We start from the raw sequence: 21587 nt of genomic DNA on the forward strand, positions 1-21587 counted from the left end.
ACTGGCGGACAACCATCGTTCCCCGTCTCCTAAGACCCGGGGGACTAGCTGTCCGTCTATCATGGCGACCACTGCGAGAGACCGTTTCTGGCGGCCCGCTCCGCTGCGGTGAGAGGCCCTCTAAGGAACCATTCCGATTCGGTCAAACACCTTTTGACATTTTTTTTGAGACCTGTGGGATAGCCGCCCGTACCGCGCGCCTCTGCCTGCAAAGAGCGCCGCGCATCAGGCGCATCACAGCCATTTGACCCAACGGGCTACGCCTTTGACCACGAGGCCGCNGACATTTTTTTTGAGACCTGTGGGATAGCCGCCCGTACCGCGCGCCTCTGCCTGCAAAGAGCGCCGCGCATCAGGCGCATCACAGCCATTTGACCCAACGGGCTACGCCTTTGACCACGAGGCCGCTCCTGTGACGCCCCCCTCTGACAGCCCATGGACCGGTGGAGCCACCACGGCCTTCGCGCCCGACACGCGAGCGCCTTGATCCGCGCGGCTCACTTTGCGCCGCGAAAATCGCGAGCCTGTCAGAATCGGCCGATTCTTTGTCCGTCTCGGTCGTGCGCGCTGAACCGAACATGACAGACTGATTGCAGAAAACAGACACGCAGGGAAACAAAACTCCATCCGTTCTTCCATGAGGGAAATTTATGGCGCGTTTTTTCAAGATAGGTCCGTCGTTCGCAGCCCTTTCGGTGGCGCTTGCTGCACTTTCCAATTCCGCCTCGGCGCAGGAGGCCACCGCCTCAGACACGGCAACGCCCGCCGCGCCGGGCGAAATCGTCGTCACCGCCGAGCGGCGCGAAACCACGCTGCAGGACACGCCCCTTGCCATCACCGCGATCACCGGGGCCGGCCTGGTGCAGCAGGGCGTGCGCAACCCGGTCGACCTGGCCTCGCGCGTGCCGTCGCTGCAGGTCGGAACCAGCGGGCAGGTCTACTTGCGCGGCGTGGGCACCTCGAACGTCAACGAAGCCTCGGACCCGACCGTCGCGGTCCATGTCGACGGCGTCTATCTTGCCCGCCCGCAGTCGGTGCTGGCGGCCGGTTTCTATGACGTCAGCCGGGTCGAAGTGCTGCGCGGGCCGCAAGGCACGCTCTATGGCCGTAACGCAACCGCAGGCAGCATCAACATCATCACCAACAAGCCCGAGTTCGACAACAAGGCCCAGGTCGCGGTCGAAGTGGGCAACTACAATTCGCTGATCACCTCGGGCTACGCCAACCTGGCCCTGACCGACAACCTTGCCGTGCGCGCCTCGTTCCAGACCGTGCGCCACGACGGCTATCTCGACAGCCAGGTCAAGACGCACCCCGACGGCGATTCGGCCGACAGCAAGTCGTTTCGCGTGCAGGCGCTTTACGACAACAACGACGGTTTCACCGCGCTGCTGCGGCTCGACCGCACGGTCGATAACGGGATCAACACGATCTACGGTGCCAAGACCCGTACCCTGGGCGAGAGCGAGGCCGCGTCGACCGACGACGAGCGCTATCCCGCCAACAACAATTCGCTTTACGAAGGCGTTTCGCTCGAGCTGAACCAGGATGTCGGCCCCGGCACGCTGACGTACCTTGGCGCGTACCGTTTCTCGCACGATCACAAGCAGTCCGAGTACCTGCCCTTCGACGGCGCGGCGCTGTTCAACAACCGTGACAAGACGATCCAGCAGGAGCTGCGCTACGCAGGCACCTTCGGGCCGGTCGATTTCGTGGGCGGCGTGTTCTATTTCCACGAGGACAACAACGTCCAGACCCGCTTCCAGTCGGGCGACATGTACTACGCGTTCATCCAGAACCCCACCAAGTCGGAATCGATCGCGGTCTACGGTCAGGCAACCGTTTCGCTCACCGATGCGCTGCGCGCGACCGGCGGCCTGCGCTACACCCACGACAAGAAGAGCCGCTACGGTGCAGGCTATCTTGAGGACCTCGACTTCGTCGTCCAGTCGCAGTTCGCCACGAACGCGGCCGAGGGGGCCTGGAACCGGGTCAACTGGAAGGCCGGCCTCGAATACGACGTCGCTCCCCAGGTCATGGCCTATGCCCACGCCAGCACGGGTTACAAGGCGGGTGGCTACTATGACGGCGAAGGCCCCAACAACACCTTCAAGCCCGAGGACATCACCGCCTATGAGGCGGGCGTGAAGTCGCGCCTGTTCGGGAACGCCGTCACGCTCAACCTCGATGGCTTCTACTACGACTACAAGAACCTTCAGGTCAGCACCTATGCCGACGTCACCGGCAGCGGCGCCCAGTCGCAGGTGACGCTCAACGCGGGCAAGGCGCGCAGCTACGGCATCGAAGGCGCGCTCAACGCCGCGCTGACCAAGGCGGACCGCCTCGACGTGCAGATCGGCCTGCTCCACGCCACCTACACCTCGTTCTACCTGGAAGGCGGCGACGAGTTCTCAGGCAGCGGCAACCCGGTCGACTACACTGGCAACAAGCTGGCCAAGTCGCCCGGCATGACGCTCAACGCCGGCTACGAGCACGACTTCGAGATCTTCAGCGGCGTCCTGACCTTGCGCGCCCAGACGCACTACGAATCCTCGAAGTATCTCGACTACCACAACTTCGCGAGCACCTATCAGGGCGGCTTCACCCGCAGCGACGTGATCGCCACCTTCAAGCCCGACGCCGCGTCGTGGAGCCTCTCCGCCTACGTGCGCAACATCGAGAACAACCGTCCCTGGATCGACCTGATCCCGCGCTCGGCCACGGTCGCCGATGGCAACGTCGGCGCGCCGCGTCTCTACGGCGCCCGCCTGACCTACGACTTCTGATCCCAACTGCGGGTACCTCGCCGTCCGGCCGGGTACCCGCCACGGAGTGCCATTATGTTTTCGATCGCATTCGTCTTCCGCCGCCGCGAAGGCATGTCGCTGGAAGAATTCCACGAGCACTATCGCGACGTGCACAGCAAGGTCGCCACCCGGATGCCGGGCCTGATCGGCTACACCCAGCATCCGGTTCGCCGCGACGCCCCGGCCATCGGCGACCACCTGCCCGAAAGCGACATCCCCTTCGATGCGATCTCGGTCTACACCTACGAATCCGACGAAGCGGCTGCCGCCGCCTTCACCAGTGAAATCAACGCCGAACTGGAAGCGGATTCGGTCAAGATGATCGACTTTTCGAACATGATCACGCTGCCCGTCGCGGTCCGCAAGGTGCTCTAGAATGACCCGAAGCGTCCCCACGCGCGAACGCATCGCCTACGGGCTGGGCGATTTCGGCAATGGCCTGATCTTCAACGGCACGACCACCTACCTGATGTTCTTCTACACCGAACGTCTGGGGCTGACCGCCGCTGCCGCCGGGCTGCTGCTGTTCATCGCCCGCTTCTGGGATGCAGTGATCGATCCGGTGATGGGTATCATCGCCGATCGTACCCGCACGCGCTGGGGGCGCTTTCGTCCGTTCCTCCTTTTCGTTCCCATACCGCTCATCCTGGGGGCCATCGCCGCCTATCATGTTCCCCACCTTGGTCCTTCGGGTCGCCTTGCCTGGGCCTATGGCACCTACATGCTGCTCATGGCGCTCTATACCGCCGTGAACATTCCTTACGGCGCGCTGCTCACCGCGCTCAGCAAGGACCCGGAAGAGCGGGCCGAGCTGACGTCGTGGCGCATGACCGGCTCGTTTTCGAGCGGGGTGCTGATCAATCTGCTGTTCATTCCGCTCGCCGCCTGGTTCGCAGCGCGAAACGCCGGTTCGCACGCCGACTACACCTTTGCCGTGGCGGTGATCGGCGTTGTCGCGATCGCCAGCTACTGGCTGTGCTTCGCCGGTGTGCGCGAGCGGGTATTCCCGGCCGCGGCATCCGCGCAGTCCCCCGCCGCGCCCTCGCCGTCCAGCAGCCCCAACAACCTCAAGAGCGACTTTGCCGCCGCGATCTCCTCGCCGGCGTGGTGGACGCTCATGGCGCTTGGCTGCTCGATGTTCGCGCTCGGCATCTTTCCGCTCTATTCGGGCCTGTACTACCTGCACTACGTCGCCGGCGACGAAACGCTGGCCCCCGCCTATTTTGCCAGCGCCACCGGCGGTATGCTGGTAGGCACGATATCCAATCTCAAACTTCTCAGATACGTGGCGCCGCGTCCCCTCTCGGTGGCGGCCTGCGTGGTCGGCAGCCTGTGCGGGATGGCTCTGTTCCTCCTCCCATCCGTCCCGCACTGGCTGCTGTATCTTCTGACCGCCGGGGAGATGCTGGCGGTGGGTGTCGGCGCACCGGTGATGTGGGCGCTGGTCGCCGAATGCGTGGACATGATCGAGCGGCGCACCGGACAGCGCATCGCCGGACTGACGACCAGCGCGCTGTCGTTCGCCACGAAATTCGGCTTTGGCCTTGGCGGCAGCTTCGTGGGCCTGATGCTCACCGCGGCCGGTTTCCATCCCGGCGGCACCCAGCCCGCCCCGGTGCTCGTCGCGCTGACCGCGATGGTCTCGCTGGTGCCCGCCATCGGCCACATCGTGTTTGCCGTTCTCCTCTTTCTATTTCCGACCACAGCGCGCGGCGATGCGTCCCCGCACGCCGCGCGCATCCCTGCCCCGAACCCCTGAGGTACCATGTCCTTTCTCAGCCAAAGTCCCTTTCATCTCGATGCGGCGGCCATCGCGAAAGTCCATGCCCTCTACGAGGGAATGACCCGCGAGGAGCGGGTGACCCAGCTCTTCGTGCTCCTGCTGCTCGGCGAAGATCCCGAGGATCTCGACATGGTCCTGCGCTTCAAGCCAGGCGGGGTGTGCCGCTTCTTCAGCGAGGATCTTGCGCATGAACGCACGGTCATGACCGCGATCGAGGAGGCCCTGCCGATCCGCCCGCTGATCACCGCCGACCTGGAAGGCAGCCGCCAGAGCCTGTTCTTCGGGACGGCGGTGCCCAACCAGCTCGGCCTTTCGGCGATCGACGATCCGCAAGCGACGCGCACGATCGCCGCGATGACCGCGCGCGAAGCCAGGGCCATGGGGGTGCGCTGGTCGTTCACTCCGGTCGTCGACATCAACGCCGCGTTTCGCAGCGCGGTGGTCGGCACGCGCTCATACGGTTCGGACGTCGCGCGGATCGAACGCCATGCCCTCGCCCATATCCAGGGTCTTCAGGACGCCGGGATGGCCGCGACCGTCAAGCACTGGCCGGGCGAAGGCTATGACGACCGCGACCAGCATCTGGTGACCACCATCAACCCGCTCGACCTCGACCAGTGGGACGCCAGCTTCGGGCGGCTCTACCGCTCGGCGATCGATGCGGGCGTGCTCTCGGTCATGTCGGCGCACATCGCCTTTCCCGCCTTCGTGCGCGCGCACTTTCCCGATGCCGGAGAGGAAGCCTTCCGCCCCGCCTCGATCAACCCGCTGCTCAACATCACGCTGCTGCGCGAAAAGCTGGGCTTCAACGGGGTGATCGTATCGGATGCGACCGAAATGGGCGGGCTGTGCGCCTATATGGCCGAACCCGAGGTCATGCCCGAAATCCTCATCGGCGGCTGCGACGTCATTCTGTTCTCGCGCCATCCCGAGCGCGATCGCGACGCGATCCTTGCGGCCATGGACGAAGGGCGCCTGAGCGAAGAGCGCGTGCGCGATGCGTGCCTCAGGACACTGGCGCTCAAGGCCAGGCTGGGCCTGCTCGATGACGCGAGCCTCGTTCCCACAGAGGCGGACCAGCGCGCCGACCTTGCCCGCCCCGAGGACGCGGTGAGCGCCGATGCCATCTGGCAGCGCGCGCCGAGCCTCGTGAAGGACACGCAGAACCTGCTGCCGCTCACGCCCACCCGGCACAAGCGCGTCGTGCTCTTCGAAAGCCCGATCATTCACCCCCTGTTCCCCGAGCCTCCGGCCTGGTCGCTTCCCGCGCTGCTGGAGAAGGAAGGCTTCGAGATCACCCGCTTTGAGCGCGGCATGGACGTCTCGCGCGAGACATTCGATCTTGCCCTCTACCTGCTGGGCGACGAGGCGCTGTTCACGCGCAACCGCATCTACATCGACTGGGGCAAGCTCCACGGTGGCGGCATCTTCAACACGCTGCACCGCTTCTGGAAGGATCTGCCCTGCCTGATGCTCTCGTTCGGCCACGCCTACCATCTCTACGATGCCCCGCGCGTGCCCACTTACGTCAACGCCTGGTCGACCCACGACAAGGCCCAGGCCGCGGTTCTGGAATGCCTGATGGGGCGCGCCGAATGGCTGGGCGGCCATCCCGTCGATCCGTTCTGCGGCCTGGAAGACGCCCGTTTCTGAGTTTGCCCTCGTCCCAACAGACAGCTTGCGCAGGGAGGTTTTTTGCGATGTACTTGCAGGAAATGACCAAGAGCCGCGACAAATTTGCGTTCAGCGCCCTTCAGGATCGGGGCTCCGGCTCGTCCAGCCTGACGGTGCGCGGCGAACGCGATCTGGCGCGCTGGTCCGACATCGTGCGCGAGAATTACGTCACGGTGGATTGCGACAACCCGACGTGCACTCCGCTCGAGGTGGACATGTCGAAATTCGCCGTTGGCCCGGCGCACTTCTTCCACGTCCAGTCCTCGCAGATGACCTACACCCGTTCGCAGAATGCGGTCCTTACCGACCCGCGCGACGATCTGCAGATCACCCTCGTCAAGAAGGGCATGATGGCCATCGAGCAGCGCGGGCGGGTGGCCATGCTCCAGCCGGGCGAATTCGCGATGTACGATTCGCGCGCGCCCTTCCAGCTGACCTACCCGCAAGAGCACGACGTGGTGACGCTCAAGTTGCCGCTGTCGATCATCGCGAGCCGCGCGCCGGGCGTTCTTGACCTCACGGCCATTCCGGTGCGCGCCGACGGGCTCGGCGCCATCGCCGGGGCCATGCTGACCTCCTTTGTCGAAAACGTCGGGCAGATCGACGTCGGCCAGCGCCTGTCCACGGCCTCGACGCTGATCGATCTCATCGCGAGCGCGATCCATTCGGGTATCCGCGAGTACGACGGGGACGCCCCGCCGCCCGAGCGCATGCGCAAGCTCCTGCAGGTGCAGGAATGGATGACCCAGCATCTCGACGATCCGGAACTCGACGCGACGGGCATCGCCAGGGCCCATGGCCTGACGACGCGCACGCTGACCCGGCTCTTCGCGCTCGAGGGTACGACCCCGATACGCTGGCTCAACCGCCGGCGGCTCGATGCCGCCCACCGGGCCATCACCTCGGGTTCGGTCTCCAGCGTGACCGAAGCGTGCTTTGCCTTCGGCTTCAACGAGGTGACGCATTTCGGTCGCAGCTTCCGGCGCCAGTACGGCCTGCGCCCGAGCGACCTTTTCGTGCGGTCGGGCCAGTCGTCGAACTGACCGCCTTCCGATAACCGACCCGCCCGGCGCCGACCGGGCCCTTTTCCCAGGACACCATCGCACCGGCCGCGGGAGCAATCCGCCCGCTCTGCGCCGGCGCGTTCGGTCCCAACGAACTCAAAGATCAAGGAAAGACCCATGACCATCGATCCCAAATCCGTTCTGCGCCTCAACATGGGGCAATGGCAGGGCGGCGATCAGCCGATGTACCGCGTCGGCGCGCACGTGCTCGCCGCGCTCGCCCCCGCCCCCACGGGCCCCGTCGAAACCATCGCCGTGCCGCCCGCAACACATGAGGAACGCACCGTCGAGCAGGGCATCAAGTCGCGCCCGGCCGTGCTGCGCCAGTTTCGCGAGGCGCAAGCCGCGATCGCCCGCCACGCGCCCGAGGCGATCGTGACGCTGGGCGGCGACTGCCTCGTCGATCTGGCCCCGATGGCCTACCTCAACGAGCGCTACGAGGGCGACCTTGCGATCCTGTGGGTCGATGCGCACCCGGACATCATGGGCCCTGAACAGTATTCGCATTCGCACGCCCACGTCCTGGGCAATCTCATGGGCTATGGCGACCCCGACTTCGGCGGCGCGGTCCCCCGCCCGGTAAAGCCCGAGCAGATCCTCTATGTCGGCGTCAACGACATGCTCGAATACGAGCAGGACTTCGTTGCGCGTCACGCCATCTCGGTCCTTTCGCCCAGCGCCATCGCCGAAAATCCGGGCGCCGTGCGCGAATGGTTTGCCAAGCGTGGCTATTCGCGCGTCGCGATCCACTATGATCTCGACGTGCTCGACCCGGCGCTCTACCCCTTCCTCTACTTCACCAACCCCCATGTCGATCCGTCCGAATTCGACGGCCTGGCCAAGGGCAAGATGACGATGGAGCAGGTGGCGAAAATCCTGAAGGACGTCGCCACCGTGTGCGAGGTGGTGGGCATCGCGATCGCCGAATTCCTGCCCTGGTCGCTCGAACCGATCAAGAACGGCCTCGAAACGCTGCCTCTGCTGGGCAAGGCTGGGTGAGCAGGAAGCGCGCAAATCGGCAACAGTATTAATTCCATTTGAGAATTAGATATGCGCAAGCCTTTTTCGTAGGGAGCGGGCGTCGAGCGAACGAACGGCCCCCAGCCGGGCCACCCAAGGCTCTGACCTCTTCCAACTCCCCAAGAAAGAAAGGGTTCGCACATGGGCTTCAAGTCAGACTGGAACCAGGACATGAAGGATATGCCGGGCGTGGTCCAGAACCTCGTCGAGGGCACCACGCCGGACTTCAACAAGGCGTTTCGCGGCCTCCAGCAGGCCGTCTTCGTGGAGAACACGCTGACGGTCGCGACCAAGGAACTGATCGCGGTGGCTCTGGCGGTCGCCGCGCGGTGCGACGGCTGCATCGTCTACCACGTCAAGGCGGCGATCGCGGCCGGCTGCACGCGGGACGAACTGGGCGATGCGCTGAGCGTCGCGGTGATGATGGGCGGTGGCCCTTCGCACTACTACAGCGGCCGGGCCATGGATGCCTTCAACCAGCTGACAGCCGCGTAACACGCCGCTTTTCGGTCATGCCCCCCGGCCCATGCGGGTTGGTCGGGGGCATGTCCGATTTCAGGCCGGATCGACCGGCCCACCGGCCTCGCGCCAGGCGGCAAAGCCGCCCGCGATATGGCTGACACGGGGCAGGCCCATATCCTGCAACGTCGCCACCGCCAGAGCCGACCGCGCCGCAAGCTGGCAGAACAGGATCAGCGGGCGCCCCGGTTCGAAGTGTTCCAGATAGAAGCCCGAATTGGGATCGACGCGAAATTCCAGTGTGCCGCGCGGCACGTGCACCGCGCCCGGAATGCGCCCCGATGCGGCCAGTTCATGCGCCTCGCGCAGATCGACGAAGAGCGCGTCGCCCTTCGCGCGGCGTGCGATCGCGGTTGCCACGTCGAGCGTTTCGATCCGCTCCATGGCCGCCGCAATCAGGCTCTCGACGCCCGTGATCGCCCCTGCGGCGCGCTCACCATTCACAGCAGCGCCGGGACGAGACGCGCCGTGCCGTACTCGGCGGCGGCAAAGACACCGTGCGCGACGATGAGATAGAGGATCGTCACCCCCTGGTTGGGCAACCGGGAGGCGAAGAAACCACCGCCCATCCCCGGAAATAGGATCACCAGGCCCGCCACCGTGCTGGCGATGAGGCCGATCACCACGAAGGGCGGCACGCTCGGCTGCGCGATGACGCCAGGGCCGAAAACCAGCGGGATGAGCAGCGCGTAGGCAAAGCCGATGCCGTAGTGGAACGCCCACCCCAACGCCTTTTCGGCGCCACTGGGCGACGACGCATTCGCTCCATCGAGCACCAACTGTCCGCGCCCCAGCCCCGCCAGCCAGCGCCCGACCATGCCCCAGTTGGTCGCCGGGAAGCCGATGACCTTTTCCAGCAACGTCACCCAGATATCGAGCGCGATGGTCGAGCCCAGCCCGACCAGAACGGTGAACAGCAGTACGTCGTGCAGCATTTGGCGATTTTCCTCGGAGGCGTTGGTCAGGCGGGAATCGATTCGCGGATCGTCAGGCGCCGGATGGTTTCCAGAAACGTGGAAGGGTCCTCGCGCCGCCAGGCGACCGCGACCGCCAGCACCGGCGCGGGTTGTTCAAGGTCGATGATGCGAATGCCCGGCCGGGCGTCGCATTCCATCTGGTTGGCGATGAAGCTGACCCCGAGCCCCGCCTCCACGAGGCCCAGGCAACTGTCGGCCTCGTGGCAATCCTTCACCCGCGGTCGAAATCCGGCGATCGCGCAGCTGCGGATGATCTCGTCGTGAACGCCGGGATTGCGCATCCGGGGCGGGATGATGAACGTCTCGCTGGCGAACGCGGCCAGCGGGATTTCGCAGTTCGAAAGCTGGGCGAGGTGCGGATGATCGACCGGGATCGCAAGCCGCATCCGCTCTTCGTGGATCACGTGTACCTCAAGTTCGGGACTGGCAACAGGCGCCAGCAGGAACGCGACGTCGAGTTCGGCCGAGAGCAGCGCCTTGACCTGCGCGTCGGTCGCCAGTTCCTGCACCTCGACGTCGATATCGAGGTGCATTTCGCGAAACTGCCGGACGACTTGCGGAAACATCGTCTGCATGGCGAGCGGCACGACGCCGATCCCGAACCGACCGCTCTGCACGCCGATCGTATGGCGGACCTGGCGCTGCACGCGGTCGAAATGGGCAAGCAGTTCCTGGACTTCGCGGCGCAGGACCACGCCCGCGCTGGTGAGCGAGACGCGCCGGGTGGTGCGTTCGAACAACCGGGCGCCGAGGCGATGTTCGAGCTGGGCGACCGTCTTGGTCACGACCGGCTGCGACATGTTGAGCCGTTCGGCCGCGCGCTTGAAACTGAGTGTCTCCGCCACGCAGTTGAAGCAGCGCAGCTCCTTGATTTCCATCATCTCTATATTAATTCCATTTAGGAATATATAACAATTCTTTTATCGAACTAAACATTCGTTCATTTGGCGATATATCAAATTGCCATGAGCAGCAACACATCGCACAGCAAAGTCCTGATCGTCGGCTCCGGCCCCGCCGGATACACCGCCGCGATCTACGCCGCGCGCGCGGGCCTTGCGCCGATACTCGTCAGCGGGCTTGAGCCCGGTGGGCAGCTCACGATCACCACCGATGTCGAAAATTACCCCGGTTTTGCCGATCCGGTTCAGGGCCCCTGGCTGGTCGACCAGATGAAGGCCCAGGCCGAGCGGGTGGGAACCCGGTTCGTAAGCGACACGATCGCCTCGGTCGACCTGTCCGAGCGCCCCTTCCGCCTCGAAGGCGACGACGGCCACGTCTACACCGCCGACAGCCTGATCATCGCGACCGGCGCCAAGGCGCGCTGGCTCGGCCTGCCGAGCGAAACCGCGTTCATGGGGGGCGGGGTCTCGGCCTGCGCCACCTGCGACGGCTTCTTCTATCGCGGCAAGACCGTCATCGTGGTCGGCGGCGGCAATACCGCGGTCGAGGAAGCCCTGTTTCTCGCCGGAATCGCGGCGAGCGTCGTCCTCGTCCACCGCCGCGACAGCCTGCGCGCGGAAAAAGTGCTGCAGGAGCGCCTCTTCGCGCATCCCGCCATCGAGGTAATCTGGAACGCGCGCGTGGAGGAAATCGTCGGCACGCAAGGTCCCCCGACCGTCACCGGCGTCGTCGCGCGCGATACCCGCGATGGTGCGCCGCGCCTGATCCCCGCCGATGGTGTCTTCGTCGCCATCGGCCACGCGCCCGCGACCGACATCTTCGCAGGGCAACTCGCAACCAAGCCGGGCGGCTATCTCAAGACCGCCCCCGACAGCACGGCGACCGACATTCCCGGTGTCTTTGCCGCAGGCGACGTCACCGACGACCAGTTCCGCCAGGCCATCACGGCGGCGGGACAGGGCTGCATGGCCGCGCTCGAAGCGGACCGCTTTCTGGCCGGCGCCCAGCCCCCCACGACCGCCCCCGCGGACGCTGGCGATCGCGCCGCGTCCTGACCCCACCCCATTCGCGAAAGGATCTTCCCCATGGCCGATGTAAAAAGCCTCAACGCCGCCAGCTTCCCCGCATTTCTGGCCGACCACAGCAAGGTCAAGGTCGTGCGTTTCTGGGCTACCTGGTGCCGCCCGTGCACCATGCTCGAGCCCACCTACGAGGCACTCGCCGACGAACTGGCCGACATTGCCGACTTCGGCGAAGTCGATATCGACAAGGCGTCAGACGTCTCCGGCGCGCTCGGCATTCGCAGCGTGCCCACGGTTCTGGTCATCAAGGGCACTACGGCGGTGGCCTCGATCGTCGGATCGAACGCCAAGTCGAGCTACCTCGAGGCGATCAGGAAGGCCGTCTGAGCGCGGCTTTCCCGACCCAATTCGCACCCGGCGCGCAGGCCGCCCATGAAACGGCCGACAGGGCGGACAAGATCTGCGCGGTGGGCAAGCTGGTGCGCTCCGCTGGCGTCGCGATCACCAAGCAGGTCCATCTCGAACAAGCAGGTCCATCTCGAACAGGCCATCGCCGGATCGGGCCGGGCGACGGCGCGCGCGCCTGCGTTCACGCTGGGATCGGTGGGTTCGTCGGATTCAGGGGTTCAGCTTCAGGCCAGGCACCAACCCGCGTAAAGCCCTGCACCGAATACCAGATGGGTGGAAACGGTGATCCAGAAGCCACGCCACGGCCTGGCCGCCCGCCACCCGAACAGCCCGCCGCCCAGCGCCGGTTTCATGAACAGCATCGGCGCGGCCAGGCTGACGAGCCCGAACAGCAGGGCGTTTGCCAACGTGGGGGCGAGCGCCGGGTCGATCACCCGCAGGCCCGCCAGATAGAGCGCGGCGTAGAGCAGTCCGACCGCGTAATGGAACGCCCAGCCGATCGCGTTCTCGTGCGCGACAGGCGGGCGGTTGCGCAAGCCGACGTCGATCAGGCGGCCATGGCGAAAACCACAGACCCACCGCCCCGCGCTCGCCCACGATCCGACCGGCAGGCCGAACGCACGGCGCAGGAACACATGCCAGGCGTCCCCGGCCAGGGTCGCGACAAGGCCGGTGGCCACCACTTCGAATACGAGCATCACGATATTCCAGATTGAGCAGAAAGGGAGGCGGTCGCGACCGCCTTGGGCGCCTCAGCGCCCGGTAACTCCCGGCCGCGACGGCCGAGCAACACCAGCGCGATAAGCGCCATCACGCCGAGCGGCACGGCCAGCAGGCACACCACCTCCCAGCCGAACCGCATGAGGATATTGCCCGAGAGAAACGAGCCGACGGCAACGATGGAGAAGATCAGGAAATCGTTGAAAGCCTGAACCCGCGCGCTTTCGGCCGGCTCATGGCATTCCAGCACCATGCTCGAGGCTCCGGCGAAACCGAAGTTCCAGCCGATACCCAGCACCACCATCGACGCCAGGAACAGCGCGTTGGACGTTCCGACCAGCCCCAGCAGCGCCGAGCCCAGGGTGACGAGCAGCCCCAGCGCGGTAACCGGCATCGTGCCCCAGCGCGCGATCAGCCGTCCGGTCAGCAGGCTGGGCGCGTACATCGCCACGACGTGCCACTGCACCACCGCATTGGCCTGGCCCTGGGCGTGGCCGTGCAGGCGCATCGCCAGCGGCGCCGAGGTCATCAGGTAGTTCATCAGCAGATAGCTGACCGCGCCGCACACGATCGCGGCAAGAAAGCGCGGCTGACGCGCGATGGTGCCCAGTCCGCGCCCCTCGTCCGCCGCGCGCGAATGCAGGACCGGCAGCGGGGTGCGCGCGACGAACAGGCCGCAACCCGCGATGATCGCGGCCATCGTCAGGTACGTCGCAAGGAACGGAAAACGCGGCACGAGGCTCATCGTCCCGGTCGCCAGCCAACCGCCGCACAGCCCCGCAACGATCCCGCCTGCAAGCACCGTGGCCACCGCACGCGGGCGCTGGTCGGCCGCCACGCACTGCGCAGCGACGAAACGGTACGACATCAGCACGGCCGCGTGGACCCCCGACAGGAAGATCGCGACGCAGAACAGCGCGAAGGCGTGCAGTGCGATCGCCGCCGCGCCGAGCAGCCCCGCCAGCACGCCCGCCAGCTTGCCGATCAGGAACACCGCAATCCGCCCGTGGCGCTGCGCCAGCGCGCCCGCAGGCAGCGTGGCGCTCGCCATGCCGACCATGAAGAAGGACACCGGCAGCGTCGCAAGGTCGGGGCTCGGCGCGAGATCGCGTCCGATGACTGCGCCAGTGGCGAAGACGATGGTCGCGCTCGATCCGGCCAGCGCCTGCACGAGGGCAAGGCGCCAGACCGAGCGGCCAAGGTGGTGCGGCGGGTTCATCGGCACAGTCCTGTGCGCGGCAAGTCGGTCAGGCCAGGATTTCGCGGACCTTGTCGGCCATCGCGGCCCCCAGGACGGCGTTGGCCTGCGCCGAAAGGTGGATGCCGTCGCTGCCATCGGTGGTGATGACCTCTCCGGCGTCGAGGAAGTCGACCTTCAGGAACCGGGCGAGATCGCGATAGCCCTTGGCCAGGGCCTCGGTCTTGGCCTTGGCGCCCTCGAACATCGCGGCGAAGCAGGGATCGGGCATGGCGGCCAGCGCGGGCGGCGCGACGACGAGAACATGCGGCGCCGGGTAGACGCTGCCCACGCCCCCCGCGCTCGACAGCACCTGGCCGACCAGCACCGACATTCCGGTCACGATGTCGATCGGCTCGCGGCGGAAGACCGCCTTGGTGTCGTTCGTGCCGAGCATCAGGATGACGAGATCGAGCGGCAGGTGGCTGGCGACCGCCGTGGGAAGATAGGCGCTGCCATTCAGGCGCGGATCGGTGGGGTCGTCCTGGTTGGTGGTGCGCGCGTTGAGACCTTCCTCGATCACCGCGTAATCCTCCCCCAGGGCCTTGGCCATGACGCGGGTCCAGCGCGCATCGAGGCCGTAGCGGGTGGTCGGGACCGAGTCCGGATTGGGCACCCAGCCCCATGTCAGCGAATCCCCGAAGCACATTATCGAATAGGGTGTCTGGCGGGTCATGTATCGGTCCTCGAATGAAGGGCTTGGTGGGTAAAAGTCTTGGCGGGCGATAGTCGAGTGGCGTGTCAAACGGTGTCGAGCGCGCGTTCCCAGGCCGCCTCGCGCATCATGGCGCGGCCGTTGGCCGCGAGCCAGATCGAGTATTTGCGAAAATCGAACGCGATGTCGGAAGCCATCGACTGGAGCGCGGCCCACATCGCCCAGGACGTGCCCATCACCCCGCCGTAGAGCGTGACGCGGGCCAGGGCTCGGGGATCATCGGCGCCCACATAAGCCCTTGCAAAATCGCCATAGGCCGCGCGGTCGCAGGCCGCGAAGGCGATGTTGGCCATGTCCCACAGACGGTCGTTGTTGGCCGCGTATTCCCAGTCGATGATCCGCACGTCACCGCTGTCGTTGACCATGAAATTGGCGATGTAGCTGTCGTTGTGGCAGGGACCCAGGTCGAGCCCGGCGCGCTCGATGGCCGCGCGCGCACGCGCGCACTGGGCAAGCAATTCGTCGAAATCGGGCGGCAGCGGGGCGTTGCCCGCGCGGCACAGCGCCAGCCGCTGGTCGAGCTGCTGGAAACCGGTGCGCGTCTCGGAGATCGGCGCGGCCTCATGCATCGCGCGGTAGTGCGCGACGAGCCGTGCGACGCGTTCGGCATCGAGCATGTCGTCGGTCGTGAACCCGCGGTAGCCTTCGAGAAATTCGTAGACCTCCGCGCCCGGATCGGTGAAGCGCCACAGCAGCCGCGGGCCAACGCCCAGTTCGCCCGCCAGCATCGAGGCATCAAGCGAGGCTTCGCGGTTGATGAACGTCTCGGTCTTGGCGCCGTAAAGCTTGACGAAGACCGTGCGCCCCGGCGTGGTGGCGATCCAGTTGAGATTGGTGATGCCGCTGTTGAGGCGTTTGAAACGGGTTGCCGGACCGGCCAGGCCAGCCTGCTCGAGAACACGCTCGACATCGCGCTGCGCCGGGGTGCTTGCCGTGCCGAAGGGAATCTGGGTCATCGCGGGGCCTGGTCCAAGAGTTCGGGACAGCGCAAGAGGTATCAGGACCGCATCGCGCTGTAAAAAGCGCCGGGAGCGAACAAGCCGCTCCCGGCTCAGGGTGGAACGGGAATTGCTGACTGTGTCAGGCGTGTCAGGCGCGTCAGGCGCGTCAGGCGCGTCAGGCGTCTCGGGCGACGGGCGTCGGGCCAGCGCCCGAAACGGCCTGACCAGGCTCAATACTTGACTTCGAACTTGGCCAGCCAGCGGCGCGGGGTCTCCCGAAAACCGATAAGCACGCCAAAGCCGTCCTGGCTGATATTGGTCATGGCCTTGCTGTTGAGCAGATTTTCACCCGACAGCGAAAGGCGCCAGTCGACCGAGCCCGTGTCGCGCGCGCCGATGCCGATCTTGGCGCCCAGCAGGTTCGCCGCGCTCATCAGATAGGCGCTCGAATTGGACGCATCGCCATAGGCGTTGCTGCGGTAGGAATAGTCCACGCCGGCCAGCACGTAGGAGCCGCGGAAGGCGTCCACATCGTGGGTGTAGTCGGCGCGGGCCATGACGTTCCACTTGGGCGCGTATTCAAGCCGGTTGCCATCGTAGTCGACCCCCACGCCGCCGCCGTCGGGAAACGCGACATAGGAGGCGACGAGACGGCTGAGATTGAACGAGAGCGCGAGGTCCGGGGTGGGGTTGGCATTGACCTCAAGCTCGGCGCCATAAGTACGCACCTTGCCCGCGTTGGTCAGGCTGATCGTCGTCACCCCGTTGACGGTGCGGTACTGGAACAGCTGGTAATCGCGAAAATCGTTGAGGAACAGCGCCAGGTTGGCGGTCAGCAGATGCCCCATGAGGCTGGACTTGACCCCGGCCTCGTAGCTGTCGACCGTTTCGGGGCGGTAGCTGTAGGGCAGACCGTCGGGATCGGTGTTGTAGACGAAATCGGCGTTGTAGCCCCCGCTCTTCACGCCGCGCGCGTACTTGACGTAAAGCGTGGCGTTCTCGCTCGGCTTGTAGGTCAGGCTGGCGGTGGGCATGAAGTGCAGTTCCGAGGTGGTCCCGCGGAAGTTGGCAAAACTGGCCATGTTCAAGTCCGACAGCGCGGTCTGCGAGCCTACGAAGACCTTGTACTCGTACTGCAGGCGCCCGCCCAGGTCGAGCGTCAGGCCAGGCACGAAGTCGTAGTCGATCGAGGCGTATCCCGAGAAGGTGTTGCTGTCGATCTTGGGCTGGACGACGTTCTGCTCGACAGCAAAGCCCAGGTCCGTCACGTCGTCACCGAAAATCAGCGCGCGATCCGAACTGTTGTTGTTGTTGGCGTAGTAGAGCCCGACCAGGTAGCGGAACGAACGCGCCGGATCGATCGTCGCCAGCGTCAGTTCCTGGCTGAAGGTGTGGTACTTGTCGTAATAGTCGACCGACACGTAGTCGGCCGGATAGTGATCGGCATCGGCGATCCAGTGGCGCGTCGACACCCGATAGGCGGTCACCGAGGTAAACCGAACCTCGGCGCCGGTGTAGTTGGCGGTCGCCGAGACGCCGCCGCTCTTGCGCGAATCGAGGTCGTTCACCGGCTGGCCGAGCGTGAGGTAGGGCGTGTCCGAAGCGGTCAGCCCGAAGACATCGGTCAGCCGGCTGTCGACCAGCGCGTGGGTCACCGACTGGGCGAAGTCGCCCGCCAGATCGAACGTGAAATCGCCGGTCGGCGCAAAGCGCAGCTTGCCGCGAAAGCCATAGTCGTCGACGTCGTTGGGATGCCCGCCGGTAACGGTGTTGAGAGCATAGCCATCGCGCGTGCGGCGCACCACCGAGAGATCGGCGTAGATCTTGTCGGCCAGCGGCACGTTGACGTGCGCCTGGAGCCGCACGTCGTTCCAGCGCCCATAGGCGACGCTGGCATCGGCGCTCAGGACATCGCTGGGCGAACGGGTGACGATGTTGATCGCGCCGGCATCGGTGGCCGCGCCGAACAGGAAGCCTTGCGGACCGCGCAGCACTTCGACCTGCTCGATACCCACGGTTACCGCGTCCAGCGAGGCCGGGTTGCCCATGTAGACTCCGTCCACATAAACCCCCACGCGCGGATCGAAGCCCACGTTACGCCCGCCCCCACCGACGCCGCGCACGAAGACCTGCGGCGTGCCGGTCACCGCGGCAAAGCGCAAGTTGGGCACCATGTTCTGCACGCCGCTGAGCGAGGACAGGTTGGCGTTGGCCAGCTGGTCGCTCGACAGGGTGCTGATCGACAGCGGCACATCCTGAACGCGATCGGTGCGCTTTGTGGCGGTAACCACAATTTCCCCAGAACCGGTCGTCGCGGTGTCGGATTTTGCCTCCGCGGCCTGCGCCCACACCGCCGGTGCGGTGCCAAGGGCCATCGAAACGGCGGTCAAAGCTATCGTGAAACGTAGAGATTTACGAAAGTTAGTCACGTTACCCCCCATGTTCTAAGGTCGGGATCCTCCTGCGCCGTCACTCGTCTTCGATTTTGTCTTCGATTTGTGTTTGCGAGTGTTTTCGACCGAATCAAACTGTCGCATTTGCAAAATCGCGTCAAGAAGTTTGTGTTGTTGGTTGCATCATTGTGCGTTTGAGTGTTGTTTTGCGTGTGTTTGAGAGTTATAGGATCGCTCGCAACCGAATAGGAACGCCCGTTGAAAGACCCACACGCCACGCCGTTCGCCACCCTGACCGCCTGCGCCGCCCCCGCCGATCTCGCGCCGATGATCGCTGTCGCCAACGCCGCGTGCGATGCCGCCCGCGCGCTGGTCCGCACCTATTTCCGCACCGGCGTCGCCGCCGAGACCAAGGGCGATGAAAGCCCCGTCACCGCCGCTGACCGCGCGGTCGAGCAGGGCATGATCGCAATCATCACAAAAGCCTTCCCCGATCACGGGATCCTGGGCGAGGAATTCGGCCTGCGGAACGCCGAATCGCCCTGGCGCTGGATTCTCGATCCGATCGACGGCACCCGCGCCTTCATCACCGGCCGCCCGCAGTTCGGCACCTTGGTGTCGCTCACTTACGCTGGAACGCCGGTGCTGGGGGTGATCGACCAGCCCCTGCTCGAAGAGCGCTGGGTGGGCCAGTGTGGCGCCGCGACGGCCTTTTCGGGCGGATTGGGGGGAACCGTGGGCACACGCAAATGCCCCTCGCTCGCGCTGGCCGAACTGTCGTGCACCTCGCCCGACATGATCGCCCCCGACGATGGGACCGGCTGGGGGCAACTGGCCCGGAGCGTGCGACGGGTCAGCTGGGGCGGTGACTGCTACGCCTATGGCTTGCTTGCGCTCGGCCATATCGACATCATCGCCGAAGGGGATCTGAAGATCTGGGACTGGGCCGCGTTGCAGCCGGTCGTCGAAGGGGCCGGTGGCTCGCTCACCGACTGGCAGGGCCGCCCGCTCGATGCGAACAGCGATGGCCGCGTGCTGGCGCTGGGAGATCCGAGCCTGCTGCCCGACGCGGTAGCCATGCTCAACCCCTGACGGCCGGGCGCAACCCGGAACGAGGCCGGAACGAGGCCGGAACGAGGCCCCGAACAGGGCCCGAAACGCGGCCAATGACGAGGAAAGGACAGCCATGGGCCACTACGCCTGCGATCTGGGATCGACCCGCTATCGCTTTGCCGATCTGCGCGAAGTGCTGGCCTTTGCCAGCCCGCCGCGCTCGGGCGACTACCTCGCCGGACTGGGCGCGCCCGATGCCCAGGCGCGCATGGCGGCACGCTATGCGCTGGCCGACCTGCCGCTGGCGACCTTCCTCGAAGACCTCGTCGTGCCTTACGAGGACGACGAAGTCACCCGGCTGATCTGCGACACCCACGATGCCGCCGCCTTTGCCCCGGTGGCCAGCCTGACCGTCGGCGAATTTCGCGACTGGCTGCTCGCCGACGCGACGAGCGCGGCGCAGCTGCGCGCGCTGGCGCCGGGCATCACCCCGGAAATGGCCGCCGCCGTCTCCAAGCTGATGCGCAACCAGGACCTCATCACCGTGGCGCGCAAGTGCCGCGTGACGAGCGCCTTTCGCTCGACCATCGGCCTCGAGGGACGCCTCGCGGTGCGCCTGCAACCCAACCACCCGACCGACGATCCCTCCGGCATCGCCGCCTCGATCATCGACGGCCTGCTGATGGGCTGCGGCGATGCGGTGATCGGCATCAACCCGGCCAGCGACAGTGTGGAGCGGGCTGCCGCGCTCCTCCACTTGATCGAGGACCTGCGCGAGCGCCTCGCCATCCCGACCCAGAGCTGCGTGCTGACCCACGTCACCAACAGCCTCGAACTGATCGAGACCGGCGCCCCGCTCGACCTGTGCTTCCAGTCGATCGCGGGGACCGAGGCGGCCAACCGCAGCTTCGGCATCGATCTTGCCGTCCTGCGCGAGGCTTACGACGCCACGCTTTCGCTGGGGCGCGGCAGCGTGGGGCAGAACGTCATGTATTTCGAGACCGGCCAGGGCTCGGCGCTGTCGGCCGATGCCCACCACGGCGTCGACCAGCAGACGATCGAGGCGCGCGCGCAGGCGGTCGCCCGGCCGTTCCACCCGCTGCTCGTCAACACCGTGGTCGGTTTCATCGGCCCCGAATACCTCTACGACGGCAAGCAGATCATCCGCGCCGGGCTGGAGGACCATTTCTGCGGCAAGCTGATGGGGCTGCCGATGGGGTGCGACGTGTGCTACACCAATCACGCCGCCGCCGATCAGGACGACATGGACACGCTGCTCACGCTCCTGGGCGTGGCGGGCGTCAGTTTCGTCATGGGCGTGCCCGGTTCGGACGACATCATGCTCAATTACCAGTCGACCAGTTTCCACGACGCGCTCTACGCCCGCTCCGCGCTCGGGCTGCGCCCGGCCCCCGAATTCGAGGCGTGGCTGCAGCAGGTCGGCCTCGCCGACGCGCAAGGGCGCATGAAGGCGCTGAGCGAACGGCGCGCGCTGCCGCTGATCGAGGCGGTGCTGCATGACTGAGCGTGGCGAGCTCGCGGGCGACCCGTTCGGCCGTCTGCGCGCGCTGACCGAGGCGCGCATCGGGCTTGGCCACGCCGGGCCCGGACTGCCGACCGCTGCCTCGCTCAAGCTGCAACTCGATCACGCACGCGCCTGCGATGCGGTGCACACCGCGCTCGACGTGCCCGCGCTGCAAATCGCGCTCGGCCGCAAGGTCCATGTGGTACACAGCGCCGCAGCCGATCGCGCGACCTATCTGCAGCGCCCCGACCTGGGCCGGCGGCTCGCCCCCGAGGTCAGCCTGCCGCGCCTCGGCGGGGATCTGGCGATCGTGATCGCCGACGGGCTTTCGGCCACCGCGATCATGGCGCACGCCGCTGCGGTGGTCGCCGCCCTGCCCGCGTTCCTGCCCGGCTGGACGATCCTCGATCCGGTCATCGCCTTGCAGGGGCGCGTCGCGCTGGGCGATGCGATTGGCGAGCAGCTGGGCGCGCGCAGTGTCCTCGTCCTGATCGGCGAGCGTCCGGGCCTGAGCGCGGCGGACAGTCTGGGCGCCTATCTGACCTGGGCCCCGCGCATCGGCCGACGCGACCACGAGCGCAACTGCGTCTCCAATATCCGCGTCAAGGGCGGGCTCGCGCCCGAACGCGCGGCGGCCAACATTGCCTGGCTGCTGGGCGAGGCGCGGCGGATCGAGGCCACCGGCGTGGTGCTCAAAGACCGCTTCGGCGATGGCGCTCCCACGCTGAGCGGCCCCGCGGATACGCCTCGGGCGCTTGATGCCCCGCACGGTGGGGCCTGATGGACTGGCAGCACACGGCAAGCGGCGAGGCGGCCAGCCCCACGT

At 66.1% G+C, this 21587-nt stretch carries 20 protein-coding genes; 12 read left to right on the top strand and 8 right to left on the bottom strand.

From position 1 onward, the window contains the following. Window positions 1–650: 650 nt before the first annotated feature. The 7 genes from MTR62_RS07360 to MTR62_RS07390 all read left to right on the top strand — a co-directional run bounded on the left by MTR62_RS07360 (window position 651) and on the right by MTR62_RS07390 (window position 8843). The gene (locus MTR62_RS07360; protein WP_244018509.1) at window positions 651–2786 is read left to right on the top strand and encodes a TonB-dependent receptor; all 2136 of its coding nucleotides are present in this window, start codon (window positions 651–653) and stop codon (window positions 2784–2786) included. A 54-nt stretch (window positions 2787–2840) separates the two neighbouring features. Then, a complete protein-coding gene (locus MTR62_RS07365; protein ID WP_244018511.1) occupies window positions 2841–3182 on the top strand; it encodes an EthD domain-containing protein in 342 nt (113 codons plus the stop codon). A 1-nt stretch (window position 3183) separates the two neighbouring features. Beyond that, window positions 3184–4566, top strand: a complete 1383-nt coding sequence (locus MTR62_RS07370; RefSeq protein ID WP_244018514.1) for an MFS transporter — start codon at window positions 3184–3186, stop codon at window positions 4564–4566. A 6-nt stretch (window positions 4567–4572) separates the two neighbouring features. After that, window positions 4573–6243, top strand: a complete 1671-nt coding sequence (locus MTR62_RS07375; RefSeq protein WP_244018516.1) for a glycoside hydrolase family 3 protein — start codon at window positions 4573–4575, stop codon at window positions 6241–6243. 47 nt (window positions 6244–6290) lie between these two features. After that, complete coding sequence (locus MTR62_RS07380) at window positions 6291–7307, top strand: helix-turn-helix domain-containing protein (RefSeq protein WP_244018517.1); 1017 nt, start codon at window positions 6291–6293, stop codon at window positions 7305–7307. Between the two features lie 138 nt (window positions 7308–7445). Next, complete coding sequence (locus MTR62_RS07385; RefSeq protein ID WP_244018519.1) at window positions 7446–8327, top strand: arginase family protein; 882 nt, start codon at window positions 7446–7448, stop codon at window positions 8325–8327. Window positions 8328–8489: 162 nt separating this feature from the next. Next, on the top strand, window positions 8490–8843 hold the full coding sequence (locus MTR62_RS07390; protein ID WP_244018520.1) for a carboxymuconolactone decarboxylase family protein: 354 nt from the start codon (window positions 8490–8492) through the stop codon (window positions 8841–8843). A gap of 60 nt (window positions 8844–8903) precedes the next feature. On the opposite strand, the gene MTR62_RS07395 is transcribed toward MTR62_RS07390, so the two are convergent. Genes MTR62_RS07395 through MTR62_RS07405 form a run of 3 tightly spaced genes read right to left on the bottom strand, consistent with a single transcriptional unit; the run spans window position 8904 to window position 10725 of the window. Continuing rightward, a complete protein-coding gene (locus MTR62_RS07395) occupies window positions 8904–9311 on the bottom strand; it encodes a rhodanese-like domain-containing protein (RefSeq protein WP_244018522.1) in 408 nt (135 codons plus the stop codon). Beyond that, window positions 9308–9802 (bottom strand): DUF2938 family protein, encoded by a 495-nt coding sequence (locus MTR62_RS07400; protein WP_244018524.1) that lies wholly within the window; start codon window positions 9800–9802, stop codon window positions 9308–9310. The genes MTR62_RS07395 and MTR62_RS07400 overlap by 4 nt, the downstream gene beginning before the upstream one ends. Window positions 9803–9828: 26 nt before the next feature. Beyond that, entirely contained in the window at window positions 9829–10725 is an 897-nt protein-coding gene (locus MTR62_RS07405; RefSeq protein ID WP_244018526.1) for a LysR family transcriptional regulator, read from the bottom strand. Between the two features lie 84 nt (window positions 10726–10809). Between MTR62_RS07405 and trxB the strand changes: the two genes are divergently transcribed. Both trxB and MTR62_RS07415 read left to right on the top strand, forming a co-directional pair. Further along, window positions 10810–11802 carry a thioredoxin-disulfide reductase gene (gene trxB, locus MTR62_RS07410; protein WP_244018528.1) on the top strand — a complete coding sequence of 331 codons (993 nt, stop codon included), beginning with the start codon at window positions 10810–10812 and terminating at the stop codon, window positions 11800–11802. Window positions 11803–11832: 30 nt separating this feature from the next. Beyond that, window positions 11833–12156 carry a thioredoxin family protein gene (locus MTR62_RS07415; protein ID WP_244018530.1) on the top strand — a complete coding sequence of 108 codons (324 nt, stop codon included), beginning with the start codon at window positions 11833–11835 and terminating at the stop codon, window positions 12154–12156. A 245-nt stretch (window positions 12157–12401) separates the two neighbouring features. Here the strand turns inward: MTR62_RS07415 and MTR62_RS07420 are convergent, their stop codons facing one another. From MTR62_RS07420 to MTR62_RS07440, 5 genes are all read right to left on the bottom strand, one after another. Next, a complete protein-coding gene (locus MTR62_RS07420; RefSeq protein ID WP_244018532.1) occupies window positions 12402–12875 on the bottom strand; it encodes a DUF2938 family protein in 474 nt (157 codons plus the stop codon). After that, window positions 12875–14116, bottom strand: a complete 1242-nt coding sequence (locus MTR62_RS07425) for an MFS transporter (protein ID WP_244018534.1) — start codon at window positions 14114–14116, stop codon at window positions 12875–12877. Before MTR62_RS07425 ends, MTR62_RS07420 begins: the two co-directional genes overlap by 1 nt. Before the next feature lie 28 nt (window positions 14117–14144). Beyond that, on the bottom strand, window positions 14145–14810 hold the full coding sequence (locus tag MTR62_RS07430; RefSeq protein ID WP_244018536.1) for an SGNH/GDSL hydrolase family protein: 666 nt from the start codon (window positions 14808–14810) through the stop codon (window positions 14145–14147). Between the two features lie 65 nt (window positions 14811–14875). After that, window positions 14876–15805, bottom strand: a complete 930-nt coding sequence (locus tag MTR62_RS07435) for a choline/ethanolamine kinase family protein (RefSeq protein WP_244018538.1) — start codon at window positions 15803–15805, stop codon at window positions 14876–14878. 215 nt (window positions 15806–16020) lie between these two features. Then, complete coding sequence (locus MTR62_RS07440; RefSeq protein WP_244018540.1) at window positions 16021–18081, bottom strand: TonB-dependent receptor; 2061 nt, start codon at window positions 18079–18081, stop codon at window positions 16021–16023. Between the two features lie 360 nt (window positions 18082–18441). On the opposite strand from MTR62_RS07440, the gene MTR62_RS07445 reads away from it, so the two are divergent. The 3 genes from MTR62_RS07445 (at window position 18442) to eutC (ending at window position 21542) form a co-directional block, all read left to right on the top strand. Further along, a complete protein-coding gene (locus tag MTR62_RS07445; protein WP_244018543.1) occupies window positions 18442–19275 on the top strand; it encodes an inositol monophosphatase family protein in 834 nt (277 codons plus the stop codon). Window positions 19276–19369: 94 nt separating this feature from the next. After that, on the top strand, window positions 19370–20761 hold the full coding sequence (locus MTR62_RS07450) for an ethanolamine ammonia-lyase subunit EutB (protein ID WP_244018545.1): 1392 nt from the start codon (window positions 19370–19372) through the stop codon (window positions 20759–20761). Further along, a complete protein-coding gene (eutC, locus tag MTR62_RS07455) occupies window positions 20754–21542 on the top strand; it encodes an ethanolamine ammonia-lyase subunit EutC (RefSeq protein ID WP_244018548.1) in 789 nt (262 codons plus the stop codon). Before MTR62_RS07450 ends, eutC begins: the two co-directional genes overlap by 8 nt. Window positions 21543–21587: the final 45 nt, after the last annotated feature.

This window comes from Novosphingobium organovorum, assembly GCF_022832435.1.
Classification (GTDB): domain Bacteria; phylum Pseudomonadota; class Alphaproteobacteria; order Sphingomonadales; family Sphingomonadaceae; genus Novosphingobium; species Novosphingobium organovorum.